The organism is Psychrobacter sp. 1U1, from assembly GCF_051847535.1.
Taxonomy (GTDB): domain Bacteria; phylum Pseudomonadota; class Gammaproteobacteria; order Pseudomonadales; family Moraxellaceae; genus Psychrobacter; species Psychrobacter saeujeotis.
Genome location: NZ_JBPYDD010000003.1, coordinates 167066 through 184592, shown reverse-complemented (window position 1 = coordinate 184592; position 17527 = coordinate 167066). Strand labels below are relative to the sequence as shown.

Annotated in this window: 16 protein-coding genes; 11 read left to right on the top strand and 5 right to left on the bottom strand. The window is 43.3% G+C overall.

Going from position 1 to position 17527, the window contains the following annotated elements; all coding sequences use genetic code 11:
• Window positions 1-92: 92 nt before the first annotated feature.
• Window positions 93-512, top strand: a complete 420-nt coding sequence (gene cadR, locus ACS8FB_RS05290; RefSeq protein ID WP_439261406.1) for a Cd(II)/Pb(II)-responsive transcriptional regulator — start codon at window positions 93-95, stop codon at window positions 510-512.
• Between the two features lie 88 nt (window positions 513-600).
• Here cadR and ACS8FB_RS05285 read toward each other — a convergent pair whose 3' ends face one another.
• Both ACS8FB_RS05285 and ACS8FB_RS05280 read right to left on the bottom strand, forming a co-directional pair.
• Window positions 601-1071, bottom strand: a complete 471-nt coding sequence (locus tag ACS8FB_RS05285; protein ID WP_439261405.1) for a hemerythrin domain-containing protein — start codon at window positions 1069-1071, stop codon at window positions 601-603.
• A gap of 237 nt (window positions 1072-1308) precedes the next feature.
• Window positions 1309-2097, bottom strand: coding sequence for an IclR family transcriptional regulator domain-containing protein (locus ACS8FB_RS05280; protein WP_439261404.1), 789 nt, complete (start codon window positions 2095-2097; stop codon window positions 1309-1311).
• 886 nt (window positions 2098-2983) lie between these two features.
• Here ACS8FB_RS05280 and ACS8FB_RS05275 point away from each other — a divergent pair.
• The 8 genes from ACS8FB_RS05275 to ACS8FB_RS05240 all read left to right on the top strand — a co-directional run bounded on the left by ACS8FB_RS05275 (window position 2984) and on the right by ACS8FB_RS05240 (window position 10564).
• Entirely contained in the window at window positions 2984-3763 is a 780-nt protein-coding gene (locus ACS8FB_RS05275; RefSeq protein WP_439261403.1) for a class II aldolase/adducin family protein, read from the top strand.
• 277 nt (window positions 3764-4040) lie between these two features.
• Window positions 4041-5249 carry a 3-oxoadipyl-CoA thiolase gene (gene pcaF / locus ACS8FB_RS05270; RefSeq protein WP_439261402.1) on the top strand — a complete coding sequence of 403 codons (1209 nt, stop codon included), beginning with the start codon at window positions 4041-4043 and terminating at the stop codon, window positions 5247-5249.
• 2 nt (window positions 5250-5251) lie between these two features.
• Window positions 5252-6424, top strand: a complete 1173-nt coding sequence (locus ACS8FB_RS05265; protein WP_439261401.1) for an alpha/beta fold hydrolase — start codon at window positions 5252-5254, stop codon at window positions 6422-6424.
• Between the two features lie 61 nt (window positions 6425-6485).
• Window positions 6486-7214 (top strand): protocatechuate 3,4-dioxygenase subunit beta, encoded by a 729-nt coding sequence (gene pcaH, locus ACS8FB_RS05260; protein WP_439261400.1) that lies wholly within the window; start codon window positions 6486-6488, stop codon window positions 7212-7214.
• Between the two features lie 3 nt (window positions 7215-7217).
• A complete protein-coding gene (pcaG, locus tag ACS8FB_RS05255) occupies window positions 7218-7841 on the top strand; it encodes a protocatechuate 3,4-dioxygenase subunit alpha (protein WP_439261399.1) in 624 nt (207 codons plus the stop codon).
• Between the two features lie 49 nt (window positions 7842-7890).
• A complete protein-coding gene (pobA, locus tag ACS8FB_RS05250; protein ID WP_439261398.1) occupies window positions 7891-9078 on the top strand; it encodes a 4-hydroxybenzoate 3-monooxygenase in 1188 nt (395 codons plus the stop codon).
• Between the two features lie 155 nt (window positions 9079-9233).
• The gene (locus tag ACS8FB_RS05245; protein WP_439261397.1) at window positions 9234-9899 is read left to right on the top strand and encodes a 3-oxoacid CoA-transferase subunit A; all 666 of its coding nucleotides are present in this window, start codon (window positions 9234-9236) and stop codon (window positions 9897-9899) included.
• Window positions 9900-9904: 5 nt separating this feature from the next.
• Complete coding sequence (locus ACS8FB_RS05240; protein WP_439261396.1) at window positions 9905-10564, top strand: 3-oxoacid CoA-transferase subunit B; 660 nt, start codon at window positions 9905-9907, stop codon at window positions 10562-10564.
• A gap of 210 nt (window positions 10565-10774) precedes the next feature.
• Here ACS8FB_RS05240 and ACS8FB_RS05235 read toward each other — a convergent pair whose 3' ends face one another.
• Entirely contained in the window at window positions 10775-11155 is a 381-nt protein-coding gene (locus tag ACS8FB_RS05235) for a DUF1971 domain-containing protein (protein WP_439261395.1), read from the bottom strand.
• Window positions 11156-11383: 228 nt separating this feature from the next.
• On the opposite strand from ACS8FB_RS05235, the gene ACS8FB_RS05230 reads away from it, so the two are divergent.
• Window positions 11384-12865: an MFS transporter gene (locus tag ACS8FB_RS05230; protein WP_439261394.1), complete on the top strand. Its 1482-nt coding sequence runs from the start codon at window positions 11384-11386 to the stop codon at window positions 12863-12865.
• A gap of 71 nt (window positions 12866-12936) precedes the next feature.
• Here ACS8FB_RS05230 and narL read toward each other — a convergent pair whose 3' ends face one another.
• Both narL and ACS8FB_RS05220 read right to left on the bottom strand, forming a co-directional pair.
• Window positions 12937-13596 (bottom strand): two-component system response regulator NarL, encoded by a 660-nt coding sequence (gene narL, locus ACS8FB_RS05225; protein WP_439261393.1) that lies wholly within the window; start codon window positions 13594-13596, stop codon window positions 12937-12939.
• A gap of 54 nt (window positions 13597-13650) precedes the next feature.
• A complete protein-coding gene (locus ACS8FB_RS05220; protein ID WP_439261392.1) occupies window positions 13651-15699 on the bottom strand; it encodes a histidine kinase in 2049 nt (682 codons plus the stop codon).
• Window positions 15700-16123: 424 nt separating this feature from the next.
• Here ACS8FB_RS05220 and ACS8FB_RS05215 point away from each other — a divergent pair, with 424 nt between their 5' ends.
• Window positions 16124-17503: a NarK family nitrate/nitrite MFS transporter gene (locus tag ACS8FB_RS05215; RefSeq protein WP_439261391.1), complete on the top strand. Its 1380-nt coding sequence runs from the start codon at window positions 16124-16126 to the stop codon at window positions 17501-17503.
• Window positions 17504-17527: the final 24 nt, after the last annotated feature.

Sequence of the window (17527 nt, the reverse complement as noted above, 5' to 3'; positions counted from 1 at the left end):
GTTTGATTTTTCGCTTATTAAACCTTATAGTTACTTTATGGTCTAAATTTTAGAATCACTATTGATGATTACAGCTGTTTAAGGAGACAAACATGCTTATCAAAATTGGCGAGCTGGCCAAACGCACAGGGGCAACGGTAGAAACCATTCGCTATTACGAAAAAGAAAATCTATTACCAGAGCCTACGCGCAGTCAAGGGAATTATCGTTTGTACCGTGAGGATCATATTGAACGTCTGCAATTTATCCTACATTGCCGTACGCTCGATATGACTTTGGAGGAAGTGCGAGTTTTGCTGCAGTATTGGGATACGCCTGATAAAAACTGCGGAAAGGTAAATATACTATTAGACGAGCATATCGATGCGGTAGAGACACGTATGAAAGAGTTGGTGCAATTAAAGCAGCATCTATTGGATTTGCGCCAAAAATGCGCCAAAGAAGCGCCAGCTGAATCATGCGGGATACTCCATGCGTTGGCGGACAATTCTTGTCATCTCTCTTCAGGCTAGCTCAAATCATAAGGTTGCTATGTCTATAAAGGCTAAATCGCTGGTATCAAAATGATTACTATTGCTGGCATGCTCTTTATTTGCTGAATTAACGCTTTTCGTCTAAATGTTTGATGTCGTCCGGGCTGGCAGCATAGATAGCGTCAAGCTCGTGCTGCGTCAAGTACTCTTCAACAATAGGAAACAGTTCTCGCTCTTCGAAACGTAAATGATCATACAATAAGTTACCAAGTTGTTTGACTTGTCCAACAGTGATTATAGTCTCTTCACAAGTTTGGATTTCCATCTTCATATTGTTCAACAGTCTATGCTGTTCTTTCATTGTATTAAGTACAGAGGTAACCTTAGGTTGAGTAGCTTGATGAGGTAGCAAGGCCTTTGTGATTAAATTATCTTCGATACTAAAATGAGCCTGCATGTCATGAATATAAGAAGACAGTGCTTGCCAGTGAGCAGTAATTTCTTGCAGGTTATCTGCACACTCTTTAGCATGGCGTCCTATATGCAAACCAAGATGATGCTGGCGGGATAATGGCTGTAATTGAGGGGCGCGTTTCATTCGTAATCTCCAGTTTATGAAGTCGATGTGTTTAATTGACGACCTATTATAATATGAATGATAACCATTCTCATAATATAACAATTTATAGCCTGTTTGACTATTATCATATGACGTCTATTATTAACCAATACGCGGTTATTACTTAGATAAAATTGATGATTAAGATTGTTACTTTTATATTATGAAACCTATCATGTCGACAGATAGCCTATCTCAAACATAGTACGTTCTCTCCTAAACATAGTACGTCTGTATTTGTTCAACGCAATCACGCAATGTAGGTAAAAACTCGTTTATCAAAACCTCATGAGAGACTCGTGAAGCATTGGTACTAACGTTAATAGCACCAATCAATTCGTTATTTGACTTATATACAGGCAGTGCAAGCGATCTTAAGCCAGTGTCTAACTCCTGATCTACTATGACATATTGATCATTTTTTGCTTGTTTTAAGGTTTTAAGGAGCTGTTTTGGGTCAGTAATGCTATAGGGTGTATGGGAGATGAGTTCAACATTGTTGACATAATCTTTGCGCTGCTCGTCAGGAAGGTTAGCCAAAATAGCGCGTCCTATTGAGGTATAAGCAGCAGGCAAGCGTGTACCAACGGATATACCAATAGATAATAAGCGATGTTTGGCAGCCGAGCGGGCAATATAAACCACTTCGTCATTATCTAGTACCGCAAAGGAACAAGATTCTCCAGTTATTTCAGTGACACGCTCTAGATAAAACTGAATAATATCGTGATGATGCATACCATCTAAGTAGCTTGCTCCAATACTCAACGTTTTGGGAGTCAAGCTAAATTGGCGCTTATCTTTGTGCACATAACCAAGGGCATGTAAGGTTAATAGATAGCGCCTAGCTTTTGCTCTATCTATGTTGGCGCGTTCGGCCACTTCACTTAGAGTCATACTAGAATGACTTTCATCGAACGTTAGTAAGACGCTTAAACCTGCTGCAAGAGAGGCAACAAAATCTGGACTGTCGGAGGATATTTTCTTTTCTTGTTCTTTATACATGATGTCTACTAATTACCAATTAATGATTACTAAAATTAGGAAGTTTAAACGCCCGTTACCAAATTAATCAATCAACCTTTTGTACATACTGACATCAAAAACGAACTTTTGAATCGTTTGTTTGTACAAGCGATGTTAGATGTTGAGCTGGTTATCATAGAAGTTAGAGAACATCATAGCCTTATTCTAAAAGGTATGCTACCGCAAACGAAGTAAGAGCGATCAATAGATTTGTGTGATAGCGATACGATTGGATCACAAACTTATTTTAGTAATAATTTTACTATCCGTTCTATTTGTCATCTAAACTGAGTCCTTCAATTCAATCATTAACACTATCTTGTCATTAAACAGTGACCTGTCAAGAGGTGATCGATACAGCAACGGTGATGTTGCTTAACCCTGCATTAATACACGGTAATCACAACTAAGCGAGACAAGCTTACCTTATTAACTATCAAGAGGTTGGTTTTGTCATTGGCGCAGGACAAAACACATAACTAGATTGACAGTAGGCTAAAAACAGGTTAGCTTAATTCACTATACGAACAACTATTCTAATAGAGAACGAATAAAGCGTCGTTGCTATCAATGACGGTAAAGCTATGCCTCTATATGGCGAAGATACCTTATTTGCAAATTTAACGTTTGCAAATTCAGCGCTAGCCTATGAAAGTTTGAGTCTAGCCATGAAAGAGAGGATAGATCCATTCAAAGTTTAGATGAGTACCAAACATGTTGTAGACTCAAGTGATATAACAATACAGTGATCATGTGGGACAACAGAATCTGCTGACATCAGGCTTTTAATGATTATGATGGCTATAGAAGAGAGATGCATCGCGCAGTAGTAATGGATGAAAGTTTAGAATAAAAGGAAGTTATCATGAAAGATATTTTTGATACCATAACGACCCCTGCAGGCTATAGTGACATTGAATGGCAAGCAAGAATAGAGCTGGCATTATGCTATAGGATGGTAGATTACTATGGGTGGACTACCCAAGTTTATAACCATATCTCCTATCGCATTCCTGGTACAGAGCATTTATTGATTAATGCCTTTGGACTGCTATATAGTGAAATCACCCCCTCAAACCTAGTAAAAATAGATTTTGAGGGCAATAAACTTGAGGATTCACCGTACCCGATTAACAAAGCAGGTAACGTGATACATACTGCATTGCATAAAGGCCGACCTGATATCCATTGTGTGATGCATACGCACAGTACGGATGTGCAAGCAGTAAGTGCTTTAGAGTGTGGATTTATCCCTTTGTTTCAAGAAGCTTATATGTTCCATGACCGTATTGGTTATCATCCTTTTGAAGGGATTGTATTAGATGCTACGGAACAAGAAAGGCTGGTGCGCTCAATCGGAGCAAAAAATCACACGCTGATGCTGAATAACCACGGCGTTATTACCACAGGACCCGATGTAGCGTGGGCATTTATGCGCATGTACCAAATGATACAAGGGTGCCAAGTTCAACTAAAAGCCATGGCGTCTGGTGGCAAGTTGCTACAAGCCAGTGATGAAGCGATGAGTAAGACAAGAGAGCAGTTTGAAGGGGGTGATGCACAAGCGGGTGCCCAAGTTAGACTGCCTGAGTGGCCTGCTTATTATCGATTGATGAATCGCATTGACCCTAACTGGATTAGATAGTAAAGCTATGGTAATAATGTCATAGCAAAAAATGATGAGTACATATGAATGATATAGTAATAGACAATATATCAGCCCACTTATCTATATATATCCTATAAAATAAAAGACCTACGATAATTCGTAGGTCTTTTTACTATTAAAAAAGTAGTCAGCTATATTGACAGAGTCCTAAAAAAAGTATAAGTTAATTCACAATACGAACAATAATTCTTATATAGAACAAAAGTTATTCGTAATTAAATGGTATTGATAATATCTCTAGGGAGAGAGGAAAATGACAGCAGTCTATATATGTCATCCAAAGCGTTCAGCGGTCGGTCGTTATGGTGGCTCTTTAGCGGATATTCGTCCTGATGACTTGTTAGCTCAAGTGATAAAGGCTGTATTGGCCGATGCCCCTGAGTTCGATCATAGTATGATTGACGATGTGTTCATGGGGTGTGCCAACCAAAGTGGTGAGGACAACCGCAACGTCGCTCGTATGAGCAGCTTACTATCAGGCTTAACAGAGCAGGTACCCGCTACCACTATCAACCGTCTATGTGGTTCAGGCTTGGACGCTGTCGGTACAGCTTTTCGTGCGATTGTTAGTGGCGAGATGGAGTTGGCAATAGCTGGCGGCGTTGAATCGATGACGCGCGCCCCTTTCGTAATGGGCAAGCCAGAAAAAACTTATGACCGTAGTCAAAAGCTGCAAGATACCACCATGGGCTGGCGCTTTATTAACAAAAAGCTTGATGCCTTATATGGTACAGAGGCTATGCCACGCACAGCTGAGAACTTGGCTGACAAATATCATATTTCGCGCGAAGATCAAGATGCTTTTGCAGTATGGTCACAGCAGAAAGCTGCACAAGCACAAAACGACGGTCGCTTGCCCGCTGAGATTACGCCAATCACCATCGAAAGACGCAAACAAGCCGCCCTTATTGTCGATACAGATGAGCACCCAAGACCCAATACTGATATAGCAGCATTAAGCAAATTACGTCCAATATATGAAAACGGCACGATTACCGCTGGTAATGCGTCCGGCATCAACGATGGTGCAGCCGCTATGCTAGTGGCTAGTGAAGCTGCCGTAAAAAAATATGGCTTAACCCCAGTCGCCAAAATCGAAGGTATGGCTACAGCAGGCGTTTTACCAACCATCATGGGTATTGGTCCTGTGCCTGCCACTCAGAAGTTATTAAAACGTTTAAACCTCAGCTTAGATGACATCGACGTCATAGAGCTAAATGAAGCTTTCGCAGCGCAGGCCCTCGCTTGCTCTCGTGAGTTGGGATTAGAAGATCGTGATGAGCGTATTAATCCTAGAGGCGGCGCTATTGCTTTAGGTCATCCACTAGGCGCATCAGGCGCTCGTATTCTAATCTCAGCTATCCATGAATTACAACATACCAATAAAGATAAAGCGCTTTGCACGATGTGCATTGGCGTCGGGCAGGGTATTGCCTTAGTCATTTCACGAGTAGGAGAATAACGATGGCCTTTTTAGCGACCGACGCTCACCTTATAGCTTATCAAGACAGTGGTGAGACCTATCTGCCTGCGTTATTTATGGCGCATCCTTTGGGAATGAGCCGTGACGTTTGGGATACAGTATGTGATCAATTGCATGGTCATTACCGGTGTATTCGTTGGGATTTACCAGGTCATGGCAGCAGTGGTGTCGCAGCAGAAACCTTATCGGCAGAGCTGCTTGCTTATGATGTGTTGGCTTTAGCGGATACCCTAGAGGTGGCCAGTTTTGATTTTATTGGGACTTCAATTGGCGGGGTCGTTGGACAAAGCTTATGCCAGCTTGCACCGCAGCGTTTGGAGCAAGTGTGGCTTACCAATACAGGGGCTGTCATCGGCACTAAAGCGGGGTGGTCTGAGCGCGCTGAAAATGTGCGTCGTTTGGGTTTGACTGCCATGGCAGAGACGATTGTGCCGCGGTGGTTTTCACCCAGTTATACCCAGCAAAATCCGGCGGTGATACAAGGCTGGCAAGTGCAACTGTCACGCAGTGATGCTGAGAGCTACGCCAAGCTTTGCGAGGTTCTAGCAGAGGTTGATAACCGCGGCAAGTTGGCTGGCTATACAGATAGTGTGGCGTTGATAGCTGGCGGTGACGACGTCTCTACGCCTATCGAAGCTTTAGAATCTCTCAAAACTGAATTTACTGCTGCAAGCCTAAGTGTATTTGCAGGGGTCGGTCATGTGCCATCTATTGAAGCATCCGATTTATTGGTTGAGCATATACAAGTTAAGGCTGGTCGAGAGACTGTCGGGCAGACTGGTATCAGCTACGAGCAAGGACTGATGCAGCGTAAGCGCATTTTAGGAGAAGCTCATGTTGAGAGAGCCTCTAAAAACGCAACGACGTTAGACAGCCCGTTTCAACAATTTATCACGCGTAACGCTTGGGGTGAGCTTTGGGGCGATCCATCTTTAACGATACAACAGCGTAGTATGATTACTACTGCAATATTGGCGGCGCTTGGCCGCGATGGAGAGCTGGGGTTGCATTTACGTACCGCTAAGCGCCTAGGTATTAATGAGGCTCAATTAAGGCAAGTATTGATGCATGTCTCAATTTATGCTGGCGTCCCTGCGGCCAACCATGCTTTTGCCTTAGCAAAAGACAATGGTTGGGGCACGACCATTTTATAAAGTCACAGCCGTCAATACTATTGCTTATAAAATTTTATAGATAAGAGTGGAGAAAATCAAAATGAGTCAAAAGTATCCTTATTTTCTGGCGCGTGATCGAGCATGGCAACCGGCGCAATATACTCCAGGTTATAAAACTTCTATCACACGTTCGCCAAAACAAGCCTTGGTTAGCATTCAAAATGCCAGTCCATCTGAGCGCAGTGGGCCAGTATTCGACGGTTTAGAAATTGGTCAATACGACAATGATTTGCTCATGAATTTTCGTACAGAAGGTACACAAGCTGGCTTGCCCATCGGTGAGCGTATCATTATGCATGGCCGTGTTATCGATCAGTTTGGTAAGCCAGTTGCCAATACACTAGTTGAGATGTGGCAAGCCAACTCTGGAGGTCGCTACCGCCATAAAAAAGATAACTACCTAGCACCGCTTGATCCAAACTTTGGCGGGGTAGGTCGTTGTATAACTGATGCTGATGGCCGCTACCGTTTTCGCACGGTACGTCCAGGGCCTTATCCATGGCCAAATGGCATCAATACTTGGCGCCCTGCCCATATTCACGTCTCAGTTATGGGGCCATCGATCTCAACACGGTTGATCACACAGATGTATTTTGAAGGTGATCCATTGATCCCTTTGTGTCCTATTGTTCAAGTATTAAAAGACCCAGAGGCAGTGGAAACTATGGTTGCGCGTTTAGATATGGCGATGAGTAAACCTATGGATTGCTTGGCCTATCGTTTCGACGTTGTCGTTCGTGGCGCCTTGCAAACCTACTTTGAGGAGTAACAAATGTACAGTCAATATAAACTACAAGATGACACAGGTATATTGCGCGAAACAGCCTCACAAACATCGGGTCCTTTTGTGCATATCGGTTTGGCCTTAGAGATCGCCGGGTTTGCATCGCGAGAAGATGAAATCTGGGAAGACTTAGCTAAAGAAGGAGCTGAGGGTGAGCATATTGAATTGGTCGGCCGAGTCTATGATGGCAATGGTGAGCTGGTGCATGATGCTTTGATTGAGATGTGGCAAGCCGATAGCCATGGCAATTATATCGCTAGTTTTGACAATAAAAAACCCTTTGGTGGCTTTGGACGCAGCGCTTGCGCCATAGATGGAGGCTTTCATTTCAATACCATCAAGCCTGGACCAGTAGACTTTAATGGTAAGCTGATGGCCCCGCATGTCAATATCGCCGTGTTTGCACGAGGTATCAATTTGCATCTACAAACCAGAGCTTATTTTGAAGATGAGCAGGCGCATAATGATAACTGTCCAATCTTAAACGCGGTACCTTCATTAGCGCGTCGCAATACACTGATAGCGGTAAAAGAAGCGGGTAATAATCAGCCACGCTATCGTTTTGATATCTACTTGCAAGGTGATAACGAAACCGTGTTCTTTGATTTTTAAGTTGGGTATTTCAAAGAACCACATCTAATTAGACAATGAGAGGGATTTCATGACTAAAACAAAAGTAGCTATCATCGGGGCAGGTCCATCCGGGTTATTACTTGGTCAGTTATTGACCAAAGCTGGGATTGATAATGTTATTTTAGAACGAAAGTCAGGAGAATACGTATTAAGTCGTATTCGTGCAGGCGTCTTAGAACAAGGTACTGTAGATTTGATCCGCGAATCTGGTGCTGGCGCTCGTATGGATGCAGATGGCTTAATTCATACCGGAACGGACTTTAGTTTTCAAGGAGAGCATTATCACCTAGACCTAGAGAAGTATAGCGGTGGTAAACAGGTCATCGTTTATGGTCAAACCGAAGTCACACGCGATTTGATGGCAGAGCGTGAAAAGACTGGGGGCGTCACTATTTATGAAGCTGCTAACGTGCAGTTGCATGATATTGAATCAGACAATCCGTACGTAACTTATGAGCATCAAGATGAAACTCTGCGTCTAGACTGTGATTATGTTGCTGGTTGTGACGGTTTTCATGGTGTGTCTAGAAAGTCCATCCCAAAATCTGAGCTAGAAGAGTATGAGAAAGTCTATCCATTTGGGTGGTTGGGCTTAATGAGTGATACACCGCCTGTCAACGATGAGCTGGTTTACTGTGCTCATGAACGCGGTTTTGCCTTATGCTCAATGCGCTCTGCCACCCGCAGTCGTTATTATCTTCAAGTTCCCAACACGGACACGATTGAGGACTGGAGTGAAGAGAAATTTTGGGAAGAGTTAAAGCGCCGTATTCCAAAAGAGATGGCCGAGCGTTTAGTGACAGGGCCAGCCTTGGAGATGAGTATTGCTCCGCTACGCTCTTATGTGTGTGAAACCATGCAATACGGCAAGTTGTTTTTATTAGGCGACTCAGCACATATCGTGCCGCCCACCGGCGCTAAAGGTCTTAACTTAGCGGCCAGCGATGTAGAAACGGCTTACCGCTTGTTTGTCAAAATATACCAAGAAGGCCGTACAGATTTAATTCCACGTTACCAAGAAGTATGTCTAGCCCGAGTATGGAAGTCAGTACGCTTTTCTTGGTGGATGACCATGCTATTGCATCGTTTCCCAAGTTCTAGCCGCTTTGATTTTCGCGTACAGCAAGCTGAGTTTGACTATTTTATTAATTCAGAAGCGGGTAAGAGTAATATCGCTGAAAACTATGTTGGATTGCCCCTAGAAAAATTAGAGTAAGGGCTTAAGGGCTAAGGTTTAGCACCGACCTACCTTAAAAACAATAATGACAACCTACTGATTTGTTTACCATATGACGGGCTGTCCATTAAGATAGCTCATAACGTTAGATAGACATATTTGCAGGTATAAGCACTTTTTTATAGGATGACTCAATGTTAAATAAGGTGACAGAATCTGCGGCTCAAGCTATGAGCAATATAACGGATGGCGCCACTATCTTAATAGGTGGTTTTGGCCTGGCAGGACAACCAGCAGAATTAATCGATGCATTAATTGAGCGCAATGCTAGAGATCTCACGATCGTTAGTAATAATGCTGGCAATGGTGAAACAGGACTGGCTTTATTATTAAAATCAGGCTGTGTACGGAAGATTATTTGCTCGTTTCCGCGCCAGCACGATTCTTATATTTTTGATGACTTATACCGTGCAGGCAAGATTGAGCTTGAGGTTGTGCCACAAGGGACACTAGCGGCTCGCATGCAAGCAGGAGGTAGTGGGCTTGGGGCTATTTATACGCCAACCGCCTATGGCACACTACTGGCTGAGGGTAAAGAGACTCGCACCATCGATGGCATCGACTATGTATTAGAGTATCCTATTAAAGCGGATTTCGCTCTGATTAAGGCCTTTCAAGGAGATCGTTGGGGCAACTTAACTTATCGCAAAGCGGCCCGCAACTTTGGCCCTGTTATGGCTGCAGCCTCTAAGCATACGGTTGCCCAAGTCAGTGAAGTGGTAGATTTGGGGGTTTTAAATCCTGAACATATTGTCACCCCTGGTATTTTCGTCCATGAAGTCGTGCATGTGGGAGCATAAACATAATGAATAATTATACACCATGGTCAGTCGATGAGATCGCCAAGTACGTCGCCCAAGATATTCAAGAAGGGATGTACGTCAATTTGGGTATTGGTCAACCCACCAAGGTTGCAGATTTTTTGCCGGACGATAAAGACATCTTTTTGCACAGTGAAAACGGGGTATTGGGTATGGGTCCTGAGCCAACTGCAGGAGAGGAGGATGGCGACTTAATCAATGCCGGTAAGCAATATATTACCTTATTGAAAGGCGGCAGTTATTTTCATCATGGCGATTCTTTTACCATGATTCGAGGAGGGCACATCGATTTATGCGTCCTAGGGGCCTTTGAAGTGGCTGAAAATGGTGATATTGCTAACTGGTTTTTAGGTCGCCCTAAAGATATTCCTGCAGTTGGTGGGGCGATGGATTTAGCGGTAGGCGCTAAAAAAGTGTATGTGATGATGGATCATGTCAACAGAAATGGTGCGCCCAAAATTGTTGAAAAACTCAAACTGCCTATTACCGGTAAAAAGTGCGTTAATCGAATTTATACAGATTTAGCAGTAATTGATGTGACTGATCAAGGCTTGAAAGTCCGTAAAATGGTTGATGGCTTAACTTTTACTGAGCTACAAGCCAAGACAGGTGCCAAGCTAATTGATAACACTCAATCAATCTAAATAACTACCTGTCAAGACAGGATTCTATGATACAAACAATTTAATAAGAAAGAAAATACTACAATAAGCTGAAGGCTCAAAGCGTAGTACGAGTGGCGATATCTTGAGATATAAATAGTTTTGCTGACGCAATAGCGTTTTTCATGTCTGTATCATGAAAAACGCTTGTTAGTGTGACTTGTCTCTCACAGTTTTATTTTGCGGCTTTAGTTAATCGGGCTTATCAAACAGCTTTTCAATTGGTTTGCTATGAATAGTGGAGCTGTTGAATAGAGATTTGCCCTTAGTGTCGCCCTCTGTCCAAAAGTTAATATTGAACTGTGCATCATCGCTTAGCTCAACCCGGTGCCAATACTGCGGCGGGCTAACGGCAAACTCTCCTGCGCGAATGATAATGGTCTGCTCGGGCTCAGTGGCGGCCTCGTTAGCGAAGCCATAAAAAGTTACCACACCTTGCATCACACAAATCTGACCATATACGCCCTCAGCGGTATTGTGATGTGTGAGCAGAGCTTTAGGCACTTTATCTTTGGTAAAGAAATGCGTAGAGCGTTTTATTTTCCAGTGGCTGGGAATGACTTGCTGATTCATAGTGACTCCTTAATAAGTTATCAGTATTTTACATATTGAATAATTATCATTTACCTCATTATAGCTTAAAGATGAATGAATAAAGTCCTCCTTTAGTAGTACTAGTCGTAGTCTTAAACGCATAAAATATACTGCTTTTGCTCAATAGGTATGCTCGCTTTTTATTGCTAACTTATCTCCATCACAATTATTTAAAACTATCTAGTTTTATGGCGGAGGATATGAGATATGCATGCAAAAGAGCTGCTTGAGATGGAACGCCGTGAAATAAGAGCGCTGCATTATACGTGGATTGCTTTTTTTCTAACCTTTTATGTTTGGTTTAATATGGCTCCGCTAGCCACTTCTATGCTAGCGACTGAGAGCTACTTGACCCCTGATCATATCAAGCTATTTTTAATTGCCAACGTGGCTTTGACTATTCCTGGTCGCGTCATTGTCGGTATGGCACTAGACCGTTTTGGTCCTCGGCGAGTATTTTCAATACTCATGGTCGTAATGGCAATACCGACTTGGTTTTTTGCCTTTGGTACCTCAGCCATGCAATTGTTTGTAGCGCGACTATTTATGTCGATTGTTGGTGCAGGCTTTGTGGTCGGTATTCATATGACCGCGCTGTGGTTTAAGCCCAAAGACATTGGTTTTGCCGAAGGGTTTTATGCCGGTTGGGGCAACTTTGGTTCAGCGGCGGCCGCAATTACTATTCCAACGGTGGCGCTACAGTTTTTTGGCGGCGATGATGGATGGCGCTGGGCGATCGCTTTATCAGGCCTACTGATGGCAACATACGGGGTGGCGTATTGGTTTTTGATTACTGATGGTCCAAGCGCTGATACCCATCAAAAATCACGTAAGGCGGGTGCATTAGAGGTCTCTACTTGGGCAGATTTGCTGCTTTATTGTTTGTTTATTATTCCTTTATATGGCGTGTTATCACTCCTGGTCTATCGTACACAAGGAATGGGTTTTTTAAGTGATACAAATGCTTGGATACTCTACGGCGTTATTGCGCTGATGGTGGTTTATCAGATATATAAAGCCATTAGCGTCAATGCGCCTATGATTAAAGCCGGTATTCCTGAAGACGACAAATACCCATTTACTTCTGTTGCAGCGCTTAACGTGACCTACTTTGCCAACTTTGGGGCTGAGCTTGCGGTAGTCTCCATGCTACCGATGTTCTTTGCGGCGACTTGGACACTTGATCCGACGGTTGCAGGTTTGGTTGCCTCAACCTTTGCCTTTGTGAACTTATGGGCGCGGCCGCTTGGCGGCTACATCTCTGACAAAGTCGGTAACCGCCGGCTAGTGATGCTGATTTACATGTTTGGAATAGGCATTGGCTTTGGGTTGATGGGACTACTCAATGCTCAGTGGCCGTTATTTATTGCGGTGGTGTTTACTATTTTATGCTCCGTATTTGTGCAAGGCGCAGAGGGCGCAACCTTTGGGGTTATTCCTTCTATCAAGCGCCGCCTGACCGGTCAGATATCAGGTTTGGCAGGTGCTTATGGTAACGTGGGCGCGGTATTTTATTTGTTTGTATTCACTCTAGTGGAACCTAGCCAGTTTTTCTTTATCATCGCAGTTGGCGCCTTTATTGCTTGGGTGCTCTGCTTCTTTTGGCTAAAAGAACCTAAAGACGCCTTTGGTGATGAGTATCAAATGTCATCGGTGGATCGTCAGATTGCCGCTGAAGCTAACGGCTAAAATCATTTTTTTATCAAAAAACCAGCTGATGTATCATCGGCTGGTTTTTGAGTTATCTGTTTGATTAAAATTTATTTTGTTAAGTTGTTGACGGCCCATACTGCCGCTTCTACTCGGCTGCGTAGCCCAGTTTTGTTAAGGATGTGCTTGACATGCACCTTCACAGTTGATTCAGCGATATCTAGTTTATTGGCGATCATTTTATTACTAAGACCTTCAGCGATCATTTGAATCACCTGTAATTCTCTAGCGGTCAAATTGCCAGCCATATCATCAATGGTAGGTTTGCGTAAGGTTTGCGCTAATATTGCAGCTAGATTGGGGCTAATCACTAGCTCGCCTCGCAGTACCTTTCTGATATTAACAATAATCAGCTCAGGCTCCATATCCTTTAACAAGTAGCCATCTACTCCCAGCTCTAAAGCTTCTTGGACATCTTCACCAGCATCAGAAACCGTAAACAATAAAGTCTTGGCCTCGATGCCGCGAGACTTGATCTCCCTTAAGGTCTCAATACCTGTCAGTATCGGCATTTTATGATCCAATATGACCAAATCAACCCTATTGCTAACCAAAAAACCTAATGCTTCTTGCCCATTACTGGCTTCACTAACCACCTCTACATCATCCTCAAGGCTTAATAGCTCGGCGATGCCTCGGCGCAGCATAGGATGATCATCGACTAATAGTAGTTTGGCAGGAGAGGTTGGGGTATAGACATTCAGACTCATAAGATGCTCACAAATTAAAAGTGTTACAAGGTAGTCTAATTAATTAGTTGTCAGTTAAAAAGACTCGTTAAAATCAGTGGTTTCCGTCATATAGTCGGTGAAAAAATGGGGTACAAATCTAACAATGACACTGACGCCCGTTGGTTCATTGGCAGTGACAATCAGGTCGCCGCCAAGCTTATAAGCCCGCTCTTTCATAATCATGAGGCCATGATGCTGCGTTTGATTGACCGTACCTGACATACCGATGCCATCGTCTATCACTGCTAGGGCGATATAATTGCTCTCGTCATCATAGCCTAAATCTATAGTGACGTTTTTGGCTTGCGCATGACGGCTCACATTGGATAGCGCCTCTCTGATAATTTGTATCAGATGTACCTGCTCAGCGGCACTCAAATTCAATGACATGATTTGATTGTTTACTTTCACCGCAAAGTCGCCTTTTACAGCGAACTCATCAGCGGCTTCATATAAGGCTTCATCAAAATTAGCACTATCAATAGAGAGACGAAAAGTAGTCAGCAAGTCTCGCAGCTCTTGATAAGCTGAATTAAGACCCGTTTTGATTTGGGAGATATGCTGCCAAACTTTGGCTTGATTTTGCTCATCAAAAGGGTGCTGATCGTCTTTATCTGAGTATTTTTTTAGATGCTTTTCAAGCACACTCACTTGTATCTTCAAATAAGATAACGACTGGGCTAGAGAATCATGTAGCTCTCTTGCAATAGTGGACCTCTCCTCAAGTAAAATCAGCTGATGCTCTTGTTGTTTTTGTTTACGTAATGATAGGGCGGTACTGATAAGGTTGGTGAGCGCGACAATCAGCTCATGACTTCTAGCATCTAGATACGCGCTGTCTATATCTACCATTTTGATACGCGATGACGACGACTCTTGATTGGCATTAGCATTGGTATTGATATCGACATTGGCGTTGGTATTGGCATTATCTGTCAAGAAGGCGTCATTTGATAATAAGACGGATTTGGGCCGTACGTTCAGTTCACCAAACTCGACATCTTGGTGAACAATCGGGAAAGTTTGGGTATGGCTATTGTCTTTAATAATGCAGTTGTCGCAAGTCAGCTTGGTGCATAGCTCTTTCATTCTGTCATCGTGCAAGGCGATGCTGTCTTTATCACTCAAAATATTGCTTTGTATACATAAAGTGATGTCTAAATGCGAAAAAATATGACCGAAATCGGTAATCAGACTGTCCAGCTTATGCAAGCTGACGGGACTAATCGTGAGCTGTTTAGAGAAATCATAAAACAACGACAAGGCTTGATTGGCTTTAATCAGATGCCGCGTTTTTATCTGTACTTCATTTTCTAATGATTGCTGAGAGGTTTCAATCGTACGCGCCATATCGTTAAAAGAGTCGCCCAGTTTTTTGAATTCTTTATAGCCTGAAATGGATACTCTGGTATCGCGCTTGCCTTGTCGAAATTGGCTATTGGCTGTGATTAAGCGCTGCACGGGTAATAAAACGTTTTGCTGTAACTTAGCAAAACCAACAAGCATGATGATGAGCGTTAATACCAAAGAGGCGATCTGTAACAACTGCTGCCACATCTGTCTTTGCTCGTTGCGATACTGCAAGGCATCAACCAATCCATCTGCGTCTTTGACGTAGGAGTCTGATGCACTATATAAAGAGGCTTTATCACGAGACAGTAAAGCAGGTTTTAGACCATTGAACCACTGTGTTTCGATCTTTGCTAATTGATCATTAATACTGTCATGTTCATTACCATAGTGACGTTGATATTGTCTTAGGCTGGCTAGCCGGTTCTCCATGTCAGTAATCAAAAAAGCGGACGCATCAGAGTAACTGGTAGAGTCCGTCTGTGCCGGATTGGTTTTGGGGTTGCTATCCAAATCAGCGGAGTAGAGCCTATCAAAGTCAGTCGCTATTTGAAACTTGATACGATAAGTCGCCATACGTATCGAGCCTGCCGTATTGATGGCTTGGCCATCTGCTTGAGACACCCAAGCCAACACGCCGCTGCCTACAGCAGATATAAAGCAAAGTATAGCAATAGCAAACACAGATGCTAACGCTTGGGCAGGCAAAGAACGTCCTAAGTAATTTTTCATAATGGAAAAATGTATTCCTTATAACTAATCTGTTTTCACATCGTACTTTTTAAACGCTAAAAAACTGCCATCGTACCTTATCACTTATTTCCCATTACTCGCTATACCTCTAAAGCAGTAGCCAATTTGGCGTACGTCAATTAACTCCTTTAGATAATAGTCTACCTCTATATGTGAATACCAATCAAAAAGGCAACTCAGTAAGCTGAGTTATGACTTTTTGTTAATGCGTGATCAAGTTTAAAAGCCGGCTGAGCAAGCAAGGATAGTTGAGTTGCTGCCAAGTAGTAACAGACTAGTAGCAACCGCTTAGTAGTCATAGCCAAACCGTCATCACTCGCTGCATGCTTTTTAACTTCTATCACTGATTAACGAGATAAGCCTACTACTAATAATGGGATAAACTCTATTAAGTGAGGAAAAAATGAGCGGTAAATATTATACAAAAGGCGGTAAGCTCATTACTGATTGGCGTCCTGAAGTAGATGAGTTTTGGCAAAACGGCGGCAAAAAAGTCGCCACGCGTAACTTATGGATATCAATACCCGCGCTACTGCTAGCGTTTGCAGTATGGATGGTATGGAGCGCGGTCATCGTTAATTTGCCAGATATTGGCTTTCGTTTTGATGATGGTCAGCTGTTCTGGCTTGCCGCGCTGCCTGGATTGACTGGGGCAACGTTACGCATCTTTTACTCCTTTATGGTGCCTATCTTTGGCGGCAGACGCTGGACTGCTATCTCAACCGCGTCATTACTGATTCCGGCACTATGGATGGGCTTTGCGGTACAAAACCCTGATACGCCATTTATGATTTTTGCCATCATTGCGCTACTTTGCGGCTTTGGCGGTGCAAACTTCTCATCTTCAATGTCTAATATCTCATTTTTCTACCCTAAGGCTGAACAAGGGACAGCGCTCGGTCTTAATGCCGGCTTAGGTAATCTTGGTGTCTCAGTCATGCAGTTCGCTATTCCTATCGTCATTGGGCTAGGTGTCTTTGGCGCTTTGGGCGGCGCACCGCAGATAACCGCGGCGGGGAAAGCGCTTTATTTACAAAACGCGGGCTTTATTTGGGTGCCTTTTATCGCCTTGGTCTCTGTATTGGCTTGGTTTATGATGAATGATATCTCCTCAGCCAAAGCCTCTTTTAAAGATCAGTCGGTTATTTTTAAACGTAAACACAACTGGATCATGTGCATCCTTTATATGGCAACCTTTGGCTCATTTATTGGTTTCTCTGCCGCCTTCCCCATGCTCATTAGAAACGCCTTCCCTGATATCAATCCACTCAAATACGCCTTTTTAGGGCCTTTTGTTGGTGCCATATTTCGTCCACTGGGCGGCTGGATAGCGGATAAGATAGGCGGGGCGAGAGTGACGTTTTGGAATTATATCGTGATGGTGCTGGCGGTGGTAAGTGTGATGTACTTCTTACCTAGTGACAGCCGTCCGGGTAGCTTTGTCGGGTATTTCATCTCCTTTATGGTGTTGTTTATCACTACGGGTATCGGTAATGGCTCTACCTTTAGCATGATTCCGAATATTTTTAGAACCTTTTTGGAGCGCCGCCATCCGTGTAGGGTCGGCACTGAAGATCTGTTTATCGAGATACGTAAAGAGTCCGCGGCGGTGGTTGGCTTTACCGCTGCTATAGCCGCTTATGGGGCATTTTTTGTCCCAAAAATGTTTGGCTCAGGCTTGGGTATCAATGGTACCTTTATCGCTTTAATCATCTTTTATGTCATTTGTATCGTGCTGACTTGGTGGTATTACAGCCGCGGCAATGCTGAGATTCCTTGTTAGAGTCATCGTGTTAATTTTATAAGC

Bases quoted from the DNA above. Each gene is read 5' to 3' on its own strand.
- narL (WP_439261393.1), bottom strand. From the start codon at position 13,596: ATGAGTCTGAATGTCTATACCCCAACCTCTCCTGCCAAACTACTATTA.
- pcaG (WP_439261399.1), top strand. From the start codon at position 7,218: ATGTACAGTCAATATAAACTACAAGATGACACAGGTATATTGCGCGAA.
- pcaH (WP_439261400.1), top strand. From the start codon at position 6,486: ATGAGTCAAAAGTATCCTTATTTTCTGGCGCGTGATCGAGCATGGCAA.
- pcaF (WP_439261402.1), top strand. From the start codon at position 4,041: ATGACAGCAGTCTATATATGTCATCCAAAGCGTTCAGCGGTCGGTCGT.
- ACS8FB_RS05230 (WP_439261394.1), top strand. From the start codon at position 11,384: ATGCATGCAAAAGAGCTGCTTGAGATGGAACGCCGTGAAATAAGAGCG.
- ACS8FB_RS05280 (WP_439261404.1), bottom strand. From the start codon at position 2,097: ATGTATAAAGAACAAGAAAAGAAAATATCCTCCGACAGTCCAGATTTT.
- ACS8FB_RS05245 (WP_439261397.1), top strand. From the start codon at position 9,234: ATGTTAAATAAGGTGACAGAATCTGCGGCTCAAGCTATGAGCAATATA.
- ACS8FB_RS05275 (WP_439261403.1), top strand. From the start codon at position 2,984: ATGAAAGATATTTTTGATACCATAACGACCCCTGCAGGCTATAGTGAC.
- ACS8FB_RS05220 (WP_439261392.1), bottom strand. From the start codon at position 15,699: ATGAAAAATTACTTAGGACGTTCTTTGCCTGCCCAAGCGTTAGCATCT.
- ACS8FB_RS05285 (WP_439261405.1), bottom strand. From the start codon at position 1,071: ATGAAACGCGCCCCTCAATTACAGCCATTATCCCGCCAGCATCATCTT.
- ACS8FB_RS05240 (WP_439261396.1), top strand. From the start codon at position 9,905: ATGAATAATTATACACCATGGTCAGTCGATGAGATCGCCAAGTACGTC.
- cadR (WP_439261406.1), top strand. From the start codon at position 93: ATGCTTATCAAAATTGGCGAGCTGGCCAAACGCACAGGGGCAACGGTA.
- pobA (WP_439261398.1), top strand. From the start codon at position 7,891: ATGACTAAAACAAAAGTAGCTATCATCGGGGCAGGTCCATCCGGGTTA.
- ACS8FB_RS05215 (WP_439261391.1), top strand. From the start codon at position 16,124: ATGAGCGGTAAATATTATACAAAAGGCGGTAAGCTCATTACTGATTGG.
- ACS8FB_RS05235 (WP_439261395.1), bottom strand. From the start codon at position 11,155: ATGAATCAGCAAGTCATTCCCAGCCACTGGAAAATAAAACGCTCTACG.
- ACS8FB_RS05265 (WP_439261401.1), top strand. From the start codon at position 5,252: ATGGCCTTTTTAGCGACCGACGCTCACCTTATAGCTTATCAAGACAGT.